The organism is Cohnella luojiensis, from assembly GCF_004564235.1.
GTDB classification, from domain to species: Bacteria; Bacillota; Bacilli; order Paenibacillales; family Paenibacillaceae; genus Cohnella; species Cohnella luojiensis.
The window spans coordinates 224390-238388 of sequence record NZ_SOMN01000002.1 but is presented as its reverse complement, the minus strand read 5'-3'; the positions used below and the strand labels follow the sequence as shown (position 1 = coordinate 238388).

The 13999-nt window shown below is 49.6% G+C and carries 14 protein-coding genes and 1 other RNA gene; 6 read left to right on the top strand and 9 right to left on the bottom strand.

Annotated elements, in window-relative coordinates:
- The first annotated feature begins 56 nt into the window (after positions 1-56).
- Positions 57-1670 carry a citramalate synthase gene (gene cimA, locus E2980_RS03075; RefSeq protein WP_135150654.1) on the top strand — a complete coding sequence of 538 codons (1614 nt, stop codon included), beginning with the start codon at positions 57-59 and terminating at the stop codon, positions 1668-1670.
- A gap of 91 nt (positions 1671-1761) precedes the next feature.
- On the opposite strand, the gene E2980_RS03070 is transcribed toward cimA, so the two are convergent.
- Positions 1762-2340, bottom strand: coding sequence for a TlpA family protein disulfide reductase (locus tag E2980_RS03070; RefSeq protein ID WP_167746952.1), 579 nt, complete (start codon positions 2338-2340; stop codon positions 1762-1764).
- Positions 2341-2562: 222 nt separating this feature from the next.
- On the opposite strand from E2980_RS03070, the gene E2980_RS03065 reads away from it, so the two are divergent.
- Together E2980_RS03065 and E2980_RS03060 are read left to right on the top strand one after the other, a co-directional pair.
- Positions 2563-3816 carry an MFS transporter gene (locus tag E2980_RS03065; RefSeq protein ID WP_135150769.1) on the top strand — a complete coding sequence of 418 codons (1254 nt, stop codon included), beginning with the start codon at positions 2563-2565 and terminating at the stop codon, positions 3814-3816.
- A gap of 54 nt (positions 3817-3870) precedes the next feature.
- A complete protein-coding gene (locus E2980_RS03060) occupies positions 3871-4305 on the top strand; it encodes a M67 family metallopeptidase (RefSeq protein WP_167746951.1) in 435 nt (144 codons plus the stop codon).
- Between the two features lie 3 nt (positions 4306-4308).
- On the opposite strand, the gene E2980_RS03055 is transcribed toward E2980_RS03060, so the two are convergent.
- The 3 genes from E2980_RS03055 to E2980_RS03045 are packed head-to-tail and all read right to left on the bottom strand — an operon-like array spanning position 4309 to position 7546.
- The gene (locus E2980_RS03055; protein WP_135150651.1) at positions 4309-5052 is read right to left on the bottom strand and encodes an exonuclease domain-containing protein; all 744 of its coding nucleotides are present in this window, start codon (positions 5050-5052) and stop codon (positions 4309-4311) included.
- Between the two features lie 5 nt (positions 5053-5057).
- Positions 5058-6137: a DUF294 nucleotidyltransferase-like domain-containing protein gene (locus E2980_RS03050; RefSeq protein ID WP_135150650.1), complete on the bottom strand. Its 1080-nt coding sequence runs from the start codon at positions 6135-6137 to the stop codon at positions 5058-5060.
- 47 nt (positions 6138-6184) lie between these two features.
- A complete protein-coding gene (locus tag E2980_RS03045; RefSeq protein WP_135150649.1) occupies positions 6185-7546 on the bottom strand; it encodes an ammonium transporter in 1362 nt (453 codons plus the stop codon).
- A gap of 394 nt (positions 7547-7940) precedes the next feature.
- Between E2980_RS03045 and E2980_RS03040 the strand changes: the two genes are divergently transcribed.
- Both E2980_RS03040 and E2980_RS03035 read left to right on the top strand, forming a co-directional pair.
- A complete protein-coding gene (locus tag E2980_RS03040) occupies positions 7941-8396 on the top strand; it encodes a MerR family transcriptional regulator (protein WP_135150648.1) in 456 nt (151 codons plus the stop codon).
- 40 nt (positions 8397-8436) lie between these two features.
- The gene (locus E2980_RS03035) at positions 8437-9120 is read left to right on the top strand and encodes a zinc metallopeptidase (RefSeq protein ID WP_135150647.1); all 684 of its coding nucleotides are present in this window, start codon (positions 8437-8439) and stop codon (positions 9118-9120) included.
- 65 nt (positions 9121-9185) lie between these two features.
- On the opposite strand, the gene gltC is transcribed toward E2980_RS03035, so the two are convergent.
- Entirely contained in the window at positions 9186-10088 is a 903-nt protein-coding gene (gene gltC / locus E2980_RS03030) for a glutamate biosynthesis transcriptional regulator GltC (RefSeq protein WP_135150768.1), read from the bottom strand.
- A 108-nt stretch (positions 10089-10196) separates the two neighbouring features.
- On the opposite strand from gltC, the gene tpx reads away from it, so the two are divergent.
- Positions 10197-10709 carry a thiol peroxidase gene (gene tpx, locus E2980_RS03025; protein ID WP_135150646.1) on the top strand — a complete coding sequence of 171 codons (513 nt, stop codon included), beginning with the start codon at positions 10197-10199 and terminating at the stop codon, positions 10707-10709.
- Positions 10710-10795: 86 nt separating this feature from the next.
- On the opposite strand, the gene E2980_RS03020 is transcribed toward tpx, so the two are convergent.
- From E2980_RS03020 to cshA, 4 genes are all read right to left on the bottom strand, one after another.
- On the bottom strand, positions 10796-11176 hold the full coding sequence (locus E2980_RS03020) for a DUF1499 domain-containing protein (protein ID WP_135150645.1): 381 nt from the start codon (positions 11174-11176) through the stop codon (positions 10796-10798).
- Between the two features lie 80 nt (positions 11177-11256).
- Positions 11257-11439, bottom strand: a non-coding RNA gene (gene ssrS, locus E2980_RS03015) — 6S RNA.
- 49 nt (positions 11440-11488) lie between these two features.
- A complete protein-coding gene (locus E2980_RS03010; protein WP_135150644.1) occupies positions 11489-12235 on the bottom strand; it encodes a YesL family protein in 747 nt (248 codons plus the stop codon).
- Between the two features lie 41 nt (positions 12236-12276).
- A complete protein-coding gene (gene cshA, locus E2980_RS03005) occupies positions 12277-13911 on the bottom strand; it encodes a degradosome RNA helicase CshA (protein ID WP_135150643.1) in 1635 nt (544 codons plus the stop codon).
- Positions 13912-13999: the final 88 nt, after the last annotated feature.

The window sequence follows — 13999 nt, the reverse complement described above, 5'->3', positions numbered from 1 at the left end:
TAGCCATGCTATAATAGTTTCACCTGTTTTCACCTAAGGAGGCTCCCCGGCTACGAATGACCACTCCCCTTTGTATTTTCGATACCACTTTACGCGACGGCACGCAAGGCGAAGGCATCAGCCTGACCGCCGAGGATAAAGTCAAAATCGCACTGAAGCTCGATGCTTTGGGCGTCCATTATATCGAAGGCGGCAATCCCGGCAGCAATAGCAAGGACATCGAGTTTTTTCGTCGCGTTCGCGAACTGAAGCTTCAAGCCAAGCTAACGGCATTCGGAAGCACCAGGCGGAAAAATAGCACTTGCGAGCAGGACATCAACTTGAAGCATTTAACGGAGTCCGGAGCTCAAGCGGCTACATTGGTAGGCAAATCGTGGGATTTCCACGTACACACGGCATTGCAAACCACATTGGAAGAAAACCTAGCCATGATCTACGAATCGCTCGCTTTCGTGAAGAATAGCGGAATGGAAGCCCTGTTCGACGCGGAGCATTTTTTCGACGGATACAAAGCGAACCCGGAATACGCGCTGGCCGCTTTAGCCAAAGCCAAAGCCGCGGGAGCGAATTGGATCGTGCTATGCGACACTAACGGAGGCACGTTGCCCGGAGAGATTAGCGAAATCGTATCCCGAGTCGTAACGGCTATCGATGCCCCGATCGGCATTCATACGCATAACGACTGCGAGCTTGCCGTCGCTAATACGTTAGCCGCGATCACGGCAGGCGCCCGTCATATTCAAGGCACGATCAACGGATACGGAGAACGCTGCGGCAACGCGAACCTCTGCTCGATCCTCCCTACTTTGCAGTTGAAAATGGGATATAGTTGCGTAAGCGACGAACAACTGCGAAATCTGACAAACGTAGCAAGATATGTCGGCGAGATCGCAAACGTCAATATGCCCGTTAACCAGCCATACGTCGGCAACGCCGCGTTCGCGCATAAGGGCGGCATCCACGTCTCCGCGATCATGAAGGATTCCAAGACGTATGAGCACATCGAGCCTCACCTCGTCGGCAACAAGCAACGCGTTCTCGTATCCGAGCTTGCCGGCCAAAGCAATATTTTGTCCAAGGCTCAGGAAATGGGTCTCGATGTGAACCTAGAGAACATGAAATCACGCGATGTAATCGACAGGATCAAGGAACTCGAGCATCAGGGCTACCAGTTCGAAGGAGCGGACGCTTCTCTGGAGCTTCTGCTGAGAGATGCTTACGGCGATTCGGTACAAGTATTCTCCATTGATTCGTTCAAGATCATGGTCGAGAAAACCGCAGGTCAAATGATTACCGAGGCTATCGTGAAAATCAACGTGGCAGGCGAGCAAGTGTACACGGTAGCAGAGGGCAACGGTCCCGTGAACGCTCTGGATAACGCCTTGCGCAAAGCCCTCGTACAATATTACCCGGCTATCCGCGACGTGCATCTTACGGATTATAAAGTACGCGTGCTCGATGAGAAGGATACAACCGCAGCCAAAGTTCGCGTATTGATCGAGTCGACGGATTTCAAGGATACCTGGAGCACGGTCGGCGTGTCCTCCAACGTTATCGAAGCGAGTTGGGAAGCGCTCGTGGACAGTATCCGATATGCCTTGCTGGGCATGGCAAAGGAAGAGCTTGCTCCGGAGTTGACCCGGGCGACGCATGGATTGGTTAATCATTAAGTAGTAGCGAGAGGCTGCGGCCTCTCTTTTTTATTGCTGCCAACGAAAATAACAAAATCGCCCGGACATGCCGTCCGGACGATCCGATTCATTACGAGTTGATAACATCTTGTAAATACAACTCCCACTGCTCCCGCTCGATGACCCCTTCAATCCGATGGCGAATAACGCCGTTTCGATCGATAATGAAGCTCATGGGATAGGAGAAAACCTTGTATAAATCTCCGACATCACCCTTTGCGTCGGTCAGTACCGGAAAGACAAGCTGTTGTTCCTTAACGAAGTCCTTCGCTTCCCTTAGCTTATCGAATTTGGTCGCATTGACCGCATATAAGTCCAACTGGTCTTTGTGTTGCTCGTAAATATCCTTTAGATCAGGCGCCTCCACCTCGCAAGGACCGCACCATGCTGCCCAGAAGTTAATGATCAACACCTTATCCCTCTTGCCTCCCACGTTATAGGTACCCGTACCCTCTAACGCGTTAAGAGTAAACGAAGGGGCATAGCGGTTTTCTTTAGGTGCTGGCGCGGCTGGAATGTCACCCTCTACCTTTCCCCCTACGACTCCTTCCGTAAGTTGGCCCTTAGGCTCTTTGCCCGGGGAATCCCAGAACCATACGGCTACGACAGCGACAAGCACCATTGCTAATATGACGATATTTTTTTTCATTTCCTTATTCAACTCTCCAAGCAACATGTTTCTCTTTATCTTACCCCATTTGGCCTTGCGGTTCCAACCTTGCCCGGATATGTTCGAATATTGACATAACCGGGCGGGAAGCCTAACTGTGCGAATGGCGGTTACGAGCCGCGCGATGCGATAAGGAGGAATCGGAATTTGTCTTCGACAACGAAATCCAAGAATAAGCTATTCGTGACTTTTACAAGCGATATGACTTCCGGATCCACTCGAAAAAAACAAACGAAGTCCTCTCCCGACGGTAAATCCGGACGTAAAAACAAAGCGTGGGAATACATTGCCCTCTCCACCGTTCCGTTAGTGCTCGTGCTCGGCAATTCCATGCTCGTCCCCATTCTCCCCACCTTAAAAACCGAGCTAGGCATATCTCAATTTCAGAGCAGCTTGGTGATCAGTCTTTTTTCCGTCTCCGCTGCCCTAATCATCCCGATCGCCGGCTATTTGTCCGACAGATTCAGCCGCAAAGCCGTCATGATTCCGTCTCTTATCCTGTATGGGGGAGCAGGCATACTTGCCGGCTTTGGGGCCGTGTGGGATTCCTACGGGATCCTTATCGGCGCAAGGGCGCTCCAAGGAATAGGAGCAGCGGGAACGGCGCCCATTGCCATGGCATTGGTAGGAGATCTATACAAAGACGGACAGGAAAGCCAAGCGCTCGGACTTATCGAAGCCTCCAACGGTTCCGGTAAAGTCGTGAGCCCGATCTTAGGATCTCTTCTCGCGCTAATTGTGTGGTACGCCGCTTTCTTCGCTTTTCCGGCATTTTGCTTGCTATCCTTGCTTGCCGTGATCTTTCTCATTAAAGAGCCAAAGCGAAGCGAACCGCCCCAACCGCTGAAGACCTATATGGAATCGATTAAACGCATCTTCGCCAAAGACGGGAAGTGGCTCCTTTCCTCCTTCTTCGGGGGCTCTTTAGCCTTGTTTATCCTATTCGGAGTCCTGTTCTTCCTCTCCAACATTCTGGAGGAGTCACCCTATTCCATTGAAGGCGTTCGCAAAGGTTTTATCCTAGCCATCCCTTTATTGGGCATGGTGCTTACCGCATACATCACGGGGACGCTAATCCGGAAGAATGGAGTCCTAATACGCTGGCTCATGAATATCGGACTTGGGTTAATGGTTATCTCATTGGCGCTTGCTATTTGGTTCAATACGAATTTGATCCCCTTCATCGCTCTGTTAGCGGTAAGCAGCATCGGAACGGGATTGTTGCTGCCCTGCCTAAATACGATGATTACCGGCGCGGTGGAAAAGGCGGAGAGAGGGATGATTACGTCTCTTTACAGCAGCCTGAGGTTTTTCGGAGTCGCATTCGGCCCCCCCTTGTTCGGTTGGTTAATGGGGGTATCGCATCAGCTCGTTTTTATTGTCGTCTCCGCCTTATCGTTGGTTGCGCTTGGACTTATATTCTTCCTGGTGAAGCCTGGAAAACAAGTCCAGTAGGGGTTGTCCGCCTCGCCGCCATCCTTCATACTCGTAGGAGAGGATGGTGGTATCGTGTTAACGGAGCCCGTTCATGAAGTTCATCTCAAGATTGCATTGGAAAAAGAGCTGGTAACCGTTATTCGCAAACGGTTACCTTATGAAACATGCGGGGTTATCTATGGTACGAAGGAGCGCGGGATTATTGCAGCGGATGGGTTTAGCCTCGTACGTAATGCCTCAGCCTCTCCGGCGAATACATTTTCTTTTCACCCTGAGGATTGGGTTTCCGTCTACTTACAAGCACAAAAAAACCAACGAGAGATCGTCGGTTTATTCCATTCCCATCCGCAAGGATCGACAGCCCCCAGCCTCCTTGACGAGACGGGTTCCGTTCCTTGGGGAACTTATTGGATTGTCAGCATCGCTTCGGACAATCATGAGATCGCCGCATATCGTCGGGATTCGCAAGATAACTGGATTTGCCTTCCGATTACGCGAGTGTCGTAATGGTCAATGTCGGCTTAAATAAGCATATAACTCGCCAAGCGTCGTCACTTGCCGGTCCTTGATCAACTTAAGAAATCGAAAGTATAGCTTAGCGGTCATGATGGAATCGTGCAATGCGTGATGACGCTCGGTAATCTCGACGCCATAACGTTCAAGAACTTCATCGAGCCCATAATGAACGGCTTTAGGCTCCAGCCACTTCGCGATCATCATCGTATCCACTATCCGATGAGTCAGGTTTACCTTCGACGTTCGCCATAATGCGCAACTCAGGAATTGTTTATCATGCCCGCTGCCATGCGCGATCAGCACTCTTTTGCCCACGAAATCCATGAAATCGTGCAACACCTGCATTAAATCAGGCGCGTTCTCCGCCATTTCATTCGTAATTCCGGTAAGGTCCGTAATATGGCGAGGAACCTTTCTCTTCGGATTAACGAGTTGATAAAACGGTTCCGCCTCCTCGAAGTTGCCCCCGCGGATGATGACCCCTCCGATAGATAGAATTTCATCTCCATTATAGGGATAAAATCCGGTTGTCTCCAGATCGAAAACAACCGCATCCATTTCCGAAAGTTGCATCTCCAATGAGTTTTCCTTACGTTGATCGCGCGACATTGAGCGGATAAAGGCCATTTGCTGAGCATTAGAAGAACCAAGCATAGATGCAATTGCCGGGGTGATCCCGCCCATCTTGTATAAATTCCACATTCTACCCATTGAGTTAGTATCTTTGGGCTCCTTCATCGCTTTCACCTCCCGCCGAAGCGGCGCTGCAACTCCCTTTGAACTCTAAGTTGTATTCGTTTGCCGGCTTTCAACGCTTTTTTCAGCGGCGCTCTCATTTCCTTCGTGATCTGCTTCGATGGGATTTTCCCCGTGCCGACCATTTGCCCGTTTTCATCCGAGCCCGTCGCTTTCATTCTCATCTTAAGGAACAGTTCGAACGCTTCCGAAGCATCTTCCGCCTCTTTCTCAGTAAGAACTTCCGATTGCTGCAAAGCCTTGATTCTCCCCATCGAGCTCGTCTCTCGGATACCGGCTTGCACCGCAAGCAATCTGAACGCATTTACCATCGGAATGTAAGCACCATATTTAATATCTAAACTGCCGGCATCTTCGCCGTATCTTTCCGTCAACAACTGACCGAACACTCCGACTAATACCTTGTGCCGAATCGTGTTCTCCATCATCCTACGGGCAATGACAGGATGGCTTAGCAGGTCGTTGAAGAATCGGTTCTGCAACTTGCCGGCTAACTCCCGATCCCCGTATACCGGGCGGCCATCGGCTACTATGAGTAAATACCGGACATTCTCCCAGCTAGGCTCAGCGAACCAAGCGTCGATTTTCTTCTCCCAGCCTTCAAGCGGCAAGCACCACTCCGGATTTGACGCGATTACGTTTCCTTCGCAAGGGGGATACCCGAGTTTGATTAAATGCTGGACAATCACTTGTGAGAATTGGAGAAAATAATTGCGGTATCGTTCTTCTTCGACTTCATTTGGAGCATTCGCGTACACGAGTCCGCTATCTTGATCACTGTACATCGTCTGCTCATAGCGCCCACCGCTGCCATAAAGCATATACGTATAAGGCACGGGTGGGGCGCCATGCCCCAACCGTGCCAAATCGTACTCCGCAAGCTTTAACACTTGAGTAATAAGAGCGTCGTGAAGTGCATTCAACGACTCTACCACTTCATATGCCGGAGAGGTGGACAGCTCCGTCGCCATCCGGGTTTGTTCTCTTTCCCTTATCGATCTTAATTGCTCAAGATCCTCGGCGTTGGCGATGTCAAGCAACCGCTTCTCCCAAGTGGGATTATGCATGCGGTGTCTACCCCTCCTGTAATTACGCCGGTGTTGAAATGATCAGATTAAACCGACGTACCGGCTTTTTTCATTTGCTCTGGATAACCGTAGTTGCCATGCTCGCTCAAATCCAGACCGATAATTTCTTGCTCTTCCGTAACGCGGAAGCCGATAACTTGTTTCACGACCCACAAGATGATGAACGAAGCAACGAAAGCAAAAGCTCCGGCTACGACAACCGATTCGAATTGTACCCACAATTGATTCCAGCCGCCGCCTTCGAACAGGCCTGCTCCACCGATACCGACTTTTTTGGATAATACTTCTGTTGCAAATAAACCATTCGCCAGCGTACCCCAAACTCCTGCCGCTCCGTGAACGGATAGGGCGTAGATCGGATCGTCAACTTTGATTTTCTCGAAGAATTTAACGCTGAAGAATACGAGCACGCCGGCAACCAAACCGATAACTACGGCTGCCCATGGATCAACGAATGCGCAAGATGCCGTGATTGCAACTAGACCAGCCAGAGCACCGTTTAACATAGTCGTAATATCCGCCTTGCCGTTTACCAACCAGGAAATCAGCAATGCCGCTACCGCACCAGCCGCTGCGCCCAATTGCGTGTTGAAAGCTACGTAACCGAAAAATCCATCGCCGATCGCTACCGTACTGCCGGCGTTGAATCCGAACCAGCCTACCCAAAGAATCAGAACAGCCAAAGCCGTAAATACTTGGTTATGTCCAAGGATTTCGTTAGCGGATCCGTCTTTGTTGAATTTACCGATACGAGGCTTCAACAAGATTGTAGCTGCTAACGCGCCGATCGCACCTGTTAAGTGAACGACCGTCGATCCCGCGAAATCCTGCGCTCCGTCTTTAGCCAACCAGCCGCCGCCCCAAATCCAGTGAGCGATTACCGGGTAAATAACCGATACGAAGAACAGCGTAAAGATTAGGTATGCCGATAATTTAGCCCTTTCCGCGAATCCGCCCCAAGCGATGGAAAGCGATACCGCCGCGAACGCTAATTGGAAGATAAAGAATACCGAGGAAGGCAATGCGTTGTCTACCGAAGCGACGTCAGCGCTAAAGAAGAAACTGCCCAATCCCATAAACTTGTTTAACCCTTCCGAAGCCTCTGAACCGAATGATATTCCGTAACCGACTGCCCAATACACGATCGATGCAAGACCGAGAGTAAAGATCGTTTTGCCGGCTACGTGACCAGCATTCTTCATGCGGGTGGAGCCTGCTTCTAGAAGAATAAAACCGCCTTGCATAAGTATTACTAGTACTGCGGCAATCATTACCCATAATGCGTTCAGCCCCATATTAAGCTGAGCTGCGGACGGGTCCTCCGCGAATGCCATTGTTGGAAACAGCACGAGAAGTGCACCCAACGATACTAAACTTTTCTTAATCACAACGACCACTCCCTACGTGTAATGTTTCATGACATTTGAAGAAAGGCTTAGTGTCATTATAGGTTGATCTTAACGATTTGACAATACGGTTTTCGTAAAATAATTCAATAATTACGCCAAAAATCTAACATTAACCATATTAATGGTCAGTAATGTTAGGATTTAGACCACAAATTCCATTATTTTATCTATTTTAACACGATAACTTGTCCTCGCGGCAGCTTTACATCATCAAACACCTCACATTAACCCCTATAATGTAAGTTTATATTCCAAACCTTCCTTAAATGCCTATGAACTAAGGCTTGCAAGTGTAAGTATCACGTTTGACTGTACAGTTCCCGATTCGGTATGATAGTTATAGAAAGCTACACGTAGGAAAGAAGGTGAATCGATGCGTAACGGATCGATAAACGCGCAACGCCTTTACCGGATAGGAGAGCTGTCCGCATTGGCCGGAATTAGCCCTCGTACCATTGATTACTACACGGGCTTGGGCTTATTGGCTCCAGCCAAGAGATCTACGGGAAATTACCGTTTATATGACGATGAAACTTTAGCGCGCATTCGCCGTATTGAACAATTGAAGGCGCAGAAATTTTCTTTGGAAGAAATTCGCGAACAATTTTCTTCATTAAATCGGGTGGTAACGGACGAAGCCGTAACCCGCAAACTCTCCGACCTGCAGACTCACCTAGCTCAGTTGGAACGAGAAGTGAAGGAATTGGCCCCGGTCCTGGAGCAATTGAAGCCGCAACAGGCTAAGCGACTCTTCAGAGCAATCACACCGCAAACCGCAGCTTGCGTAGAAGCCCTTCTTCTTCTTTTGGGGAAGAGTAACTTTATGTAACTCGGTTTAAGACATTCCACCTTAATGGAGGGAACCCCATATGTTGTTTTTTCACCCGATGGACTTTCTGATCATCATCGCGTTTATTGTATCTCTATGGGCCCAGTTTCGGGTTAAAAGCACGTTTAACCGCTGGTCCGAGGTAAAAAGCGCAAGCGGACTAACCGGTTATGATGCCGCAAGACGAATGTTGGACCGAAACGGATTACAAGACGTTCCCATTGAACCCGTTCCCGGAAGGCTTTCCGATCATTACGATCCCATTCATCGCGTCGTTCGCTTATCCGAGCCCGTGTATTACGAGAACTCGATCTCGGCGATCTCGGTTGCTTGCCATGAGGTAGGCCACGCGATTCAGCATCAGAATTCTTATCCGATGCTCGTGATTCGCCACCGGATGTTCCCGGTTGTAAGGCTCTCTTCCGGCATAGCGCCATTCCTTCTCATTGCCGGATTTTTGCTGGATTCGCTAAACCTGATCGGGTTTGGCATTATCTTCTTTGCAGCGGCCGTTGCATTCCAGCTTGTAACGCTGCCAGTCGAGTTTAACGCCAGTTCGCGCGCGCGCGACCTGATGATATCCGAAGGCTTCATCACGCGCGACGAAGAACGAGGAGTCGCCAAAGTATTAAACGCGGCCGCATTGACTTACGTAGCCGCTGCGCTGATCGCCCTGCTTGAGTTGCTGAAGTACATCATGATCTTCACAAGTAACAGGGAATAATATAGAAAATAAATAAAGGGTTGAGCTAGGTTCACAAGAACCGCTCAACCCTTTATTACGATCAGTCACAACGTCTTATAATGATTCTTGAAGAAATCGAGCAGGAACGCATGAAACATCTGCACGACCAGCGGCAACTTTTCTCCCGAACGGCGAATGAGCCCAATCGTGCGGGTCACGTGCGGCTCGCTTATTTTAACGACTGCCGGCATCATCGAGCTTGTCTCGTACATCGCCATCTCGGGAAGCAAGCTTACGCCCATGCCTGCCGCTACGAGGCCGCGTATCGTGCCTGATTCCTCCCCCTCGAATCCGATGCGCGGCGTGAAGCCTGCTTCCTTGCAAGCATCCCATACGATCGGGCGCAAAGAATAGCCGGAGCTGAACAGAACGAACGTCTCGTCCTTCAAGTCGATCAATTTGATCGAATCCTCCAAAGCAAGGCGATGCGTATCGGGCAATATTGCGAATAGCTCCTCCGTAAGCACGACTTCTCCCGTAACTTGATCGCTCTTCTCCGGATAAGGGGAGATGAAGGCAAGATCCACCTCTGCGTCCACGACATCGCGTATCAAGGAAGGGTACATCCCTTGCCGAAATTTAAATTTGACGTTGGGATGAAGCTTTCGGAATGCGGCGACAACTTGTGGAACAAGATGTATTCCTAAGCTATGCGGGAAACCAAGGCGAATCTCGCCGACCTCCGGATCAAGAAATTCATGAATTTCCATGACCGCGCGATCCAAGTCGCTCAGCAACGCTTCCGCCCGGCGCAGGAACAGTTGCCCGACAGGCGTTAATTGAACGTTGCGCCCGCGTTGCATGAACAGGCGTATCCCTAGTTCTTCCTCGAGCCTGTGGATTTGCCTGCTCACCGCGGATTGAGCCACATGGAGCTCCTCTGCGGCTTTCGTTACATGCTGTAGACGCGCGACCTGCACGAAATATTGCAATTGTCTGAGTTCCAATGTAGTGTCCCCTTCCACGCCCATCCGCTTGTGCCAAAGATTGGACAAGGGTATTCGATAACGATTATAATGATTACGGTAAACCTTATCAATGAAGGAGGAATTTTCATGTCTCAAGAACGTTCAGCTACTCTTAAAGGCAATCCCATTACACTGGTCGGTCCCGTGTTAAAAGCCGGAGATACCGCTCCTGATTTCACTCTAAACAAAAACTTGCTTGAGACTTCCTCTTTGCAGGATTTCGCAGGCAAAGTCAAACTTATCAGTGTTGTTCCTTCCATCGACACTGGCGTTTGCGACGCTCAAACTCGCCGCTTCAATGAAGAAGCTTCCAAACTAGGCGATAACGTCGTTATCATCACCGTAAGCGCGGACTTACCGTTCGCTCAAGCTCGTTGGTGTGCGGCTGCCGGAGTGGACCGCGTGTTCCTGTTGTCGGATTACAAAGAAAACAGCTTCGGCAAATCCTATGGCGTTCTGATCAAAGAAATTCAATTAGATATGAGATCTATCTTCGTCGTTGATACCAACGATAAGATCACGTACGTTGAAGTGCTCAAAGAAATGACTGAACATCCGGATTACGAAGCAGCGGTCGCGGCTGTCAAGAGCCTGTTGTAAGCCTTTGCTTACCTTAAGTAAATACAACAAAAGCGAGGTTAGGCCAACCGCCTTCCTCGCTTTTCTATTGCTTGCGGTAGTGCTATCTAAGTTTTGTATGAGGACAATTTACGATCCAGTACGCCGTAGATTTCCTGAATGATTCGATAGTTCGCGCCCAGATCGCCAAGCGATCCGCGTGAAGCGGAATAAATGTCGACAGCCGTGTTACCCGGGCTTGTACCAACCACTTGAATCGTAATATCCATGGTACGGCCTGACATCGTCTTCTTCTCCATTACGATCTCTCCGACAGTCTGAACCTCATGAAGAACCTTGTAGCCCTTCATTTTCTTGAGAATGGAACTGACCTCTTCCCAAGCACGATCCTTCGAAAGCCGATAATAATGAGACTTAAGCTTAGGATCTTTCGCTTTGTCGCTCGTATGTTCATGGCTGCGGATTAATCCAATCAGCAATCGCTTCAATGCTCTCTCTCCCTCCGGGTACCCTTGGCGCTACATTCTATCTTACCACGCCTCACCCGGGGATTAAAGTCCAAGGATAGAAAAAACCCGCCATTGCCGTCCGACGTGCATGTTTCTGAACCTGCTTTGGCAGGTGGGTGCCCGCAGCACAGCTTTTGACTTCCCTTTTCGGGGGCATGTCAGCCACTCGGCAATCTAGGGCTCCCTGGAAACAAACATTGGTTCAAAACAATAAAGCGTCGTAACGTACATGGCAGGAGTATTTTCATTATAAGCAGGTGGATAAGAAAAGTAAAATGACTAGCCTTGAGATTATTGCTTCTGTTCATCTTCGGAGTCTAATTCGGCGGATTTCTCCGTTTCGGCTTCTTCCTTTAACAGCATCATCTTCTGGATGACCATATTAAAGTTATAGAAGGTATAGACCGCAATAATGCTACCGAAGAAAAAAGGAATCAGAAACGTAAACCTCGTACTTATGAATAACACCGCTGCCGCTCCAATGGCCATAATCATAGAACGAATCGGACGACCAATTGTAAGAATAAGCGCATTCTTAAGCAATTGAATCGTTTTCATATGAAAATGCGACAAAAGAGAGAAGAAATGCAACAAGGAAATAAGCAGCAGGAACATCAATGCGATAAACAGGTACGCGATCAATTGGAATCCATCCATCTGCCTGAGATAGACCTGGAAATCAATGATTAATATCGCGAACAAGAGCGCATAGAAAAGCCCGCCAATCATCGCCTGCACGTAATTCTGCTTATAGTTACGGAAAAAAGTTTTTAGGAGGGGAACGTCGGTATCTCCTAGAACCCATTTCCGGGCGACCGAGAACATAGCCGAGGTCGCCGGAAACAAGGTAAAAGGGGCAACAATCGCAAGCGGTATAACAATCGCCTTCAATTGCTCCGTGTCTTTAGCTCCAAGAAAACTAATAACCAGTAACCAAAAAGGAAACGATGTGAGAAGCCACAATACATTCGTAACTGACAACCTCATAATCCATTCGGATAGCCGATAAAAGCCACCCATCATGCCCCGCATTTCCATGGGGATTCCTCCCTGATGACGTCCGTCAGTTAGTTACCGGTTTAGATTTTAACGAAATCTTCGTTCTGGGAACGAGTGCCGCGGAAATCGTCGCGACGTTCTGGACGCGGTCCGCGATTCGCATCGCGATAACTGCTGTCATCCCGGCTAGTGCTTGTGCGGTTGGCGCCACTGTAAGGCTTGCGTTGCCCGCCGGTATAGCTGGATCCGCCGCGAGAATCACTGCGTCCTTGGCCGCCTTGACGCCATGCGCCTTGGCCGCCGCCGCTGCTACCGCCGTAACGACGACCGCCGCTACCGCCGTAACCGCCGCCGGAGCCGCCGCGATTGCCTTCGAATTTCCGTTTCTTACCGCGAACGGGATCCTCAGGAGTCAGCTCAATGTTTACGTCCTTCTTGTCGCCGGTCAATAATTTCATCGCCGCCGCAAGCAATTGAACGGAATCATATTGCTCCAGAAGCTGCATAGCAACCCATTTGAAAGGATTTACCTCTTCTTCGGAACGAACGGTATCCATGATACGCTCGGCCATGATCTTCTGCTTGCCTTCCATCGCTTCGGACAGAGTCGGCAGGATTTTCTTGGATATCCGATGACGAGTAACTTTCTCGATGAAATGCAAATGATCGATTTCACGGGCAGTCACGAACGACCAAGATGTCCCTTCTTTACCCGCACGGCCTGTACGACCGATCCGATGAACATAGCTTTCCGGATCTTGCGGTAAATCGAAGTTGATAACATGGGTTACGCCGGAGACATCGAGACCGCGGGCCGCTACATCCGTAGCTACCAAGATGTCGATGCTGCCGTCGCGGAACTTCCGCATAACGGTGTCCCGTTGGTTCTGGGAAAGATCGCCATGCAATCCGTCGCAGGCATATCCGCGTTTCATAAGAGCTTCAGATAATTCTGCTACGCGACGCTTGGTACGACCGAAGATGATAGCCAATTCTGGCGGTTCCATGTCAAGCAGTCGGCATAGGCCGTCAAATTTCATACGCTCTTGAATTTCCACGTAATATTGCTCGATTAGCGGCGCGCTGAGCAGCTTCGACTCGACTTTGACATGCTCAGGATTGCGCAAGAACTGTTGCGCAAGCTTCTGGATGTTCGCCGGCATAGTCGCGGAGAACAACAAGGTTTGGCGCTCTTCCGGAACGAGCTTCAGTATGGATTGAATATCGTCCATAAATCCCATGTCCAGCATTTCATCCGCTTCGTCCAATACGACCGAACGAACATCGTCAAGGCGAATGGTTTTACGGTTAATGTGGTCTAACAAACGACCCGGTGTTCCGATAATGATCTGCGGCTTCCGCTTCAAGGAGCGGATCTGACGTGAGATGTCTTGACCGCCATATATAGCCAAGGAACGAAGTCCCTTGAAACGTCCAAGCTTCTCGATTTCTTCTGACACCTGAATCGCGAGTTCGCGAGTCGGGGCCATGATCAGGGCAACGATGCGATCTTCCGATGCTGCAATCTTGCTGATTAGCGGTATACCGAATGCTGCAGTTTTACCTGTACCTGTCTGGGCCTGCCCGATCATATCTCTGCCGGCAATGGCAACGGGAATGGCTTTCGCTTGGATTGGGGTCGCCTCTTCAAATCCCATCTCCGATATGGCTTGAAGAACGTCCGACTCCAAACCAAACTCTGCAAATGTGCTCAAACTTTTTCAATCTCCTTCTGTGTTGGGCCTTCAACTTACGGCTTCCAAAAAAATGATCAGTTCATTATAGCACAAACCTACACGTAAA

Excerpts from the sequence above, each read along its gene's own strand:
- cimA (WP_135150654.1), top strand. The coding sequence starts at position 57 with ATGACCACTCCCCTTTGTATTTTCGATACCACTTTACGCGACGGCACG.
- E2980_RS03070 (WP_167746952.1), bottom strand. The coding sequence starts at position 2,340 with ATGAAAAAAAATATCGTCATATTAGCAATGGTGCTTGTCGCTGTCGTA.
- E2980_RS03065 (WP_135150769.1), top strand. The coding sequence starts at position 2,563 with ATGACTTCCGGATCCACTCGAAAAAAACAAACGAAGTCCTCTCCCGAC.
- E2980_RS03055 (WP_135150651.1), bottom strand. The coding sequence starts at position 5,052 with ATGAAGGAGCCCAAAGATACTAACTCAATGGGTAGAATGTGGAATTTA.
- E2980_RS03050 (WP_135150650.1), bottom strand. The coding sequence starts at position 6,137 with ATGCATAATCCCACTTGGGAGAAGCGGTTGCTTGACATCGCCAACGCC.
- E2980_RS03040 (WP_135150648.1), top strand. The coding sequence starts at position 7,941 with ATGCGTAACGGATCGATAAACGCGCAACGCCTTTACCGGATAGGAGAG.
- E2980_RS03035 (WP_135150647.1), top strand. The coding sequence starts at position 8,437 with ATGTTGTTTTTTCACCCGATGGACTTTCTGATCATCATCGCGTTTATT.
- tpx (WP_135150646.1), top strand. The coding sequence starts at position 10,197 with ATGTCTCAAGAACGTTCAGCTACTCTTAAAGGCAATCCCATTACACTG.
- E2980_RS03010 (WP_135150644.1), bottom strand. The coding sequence starts at position 12,235 with ATGGAAATGCGGGGCATGATGGGTGGCTTTTATCGGCTATCCGAATGG.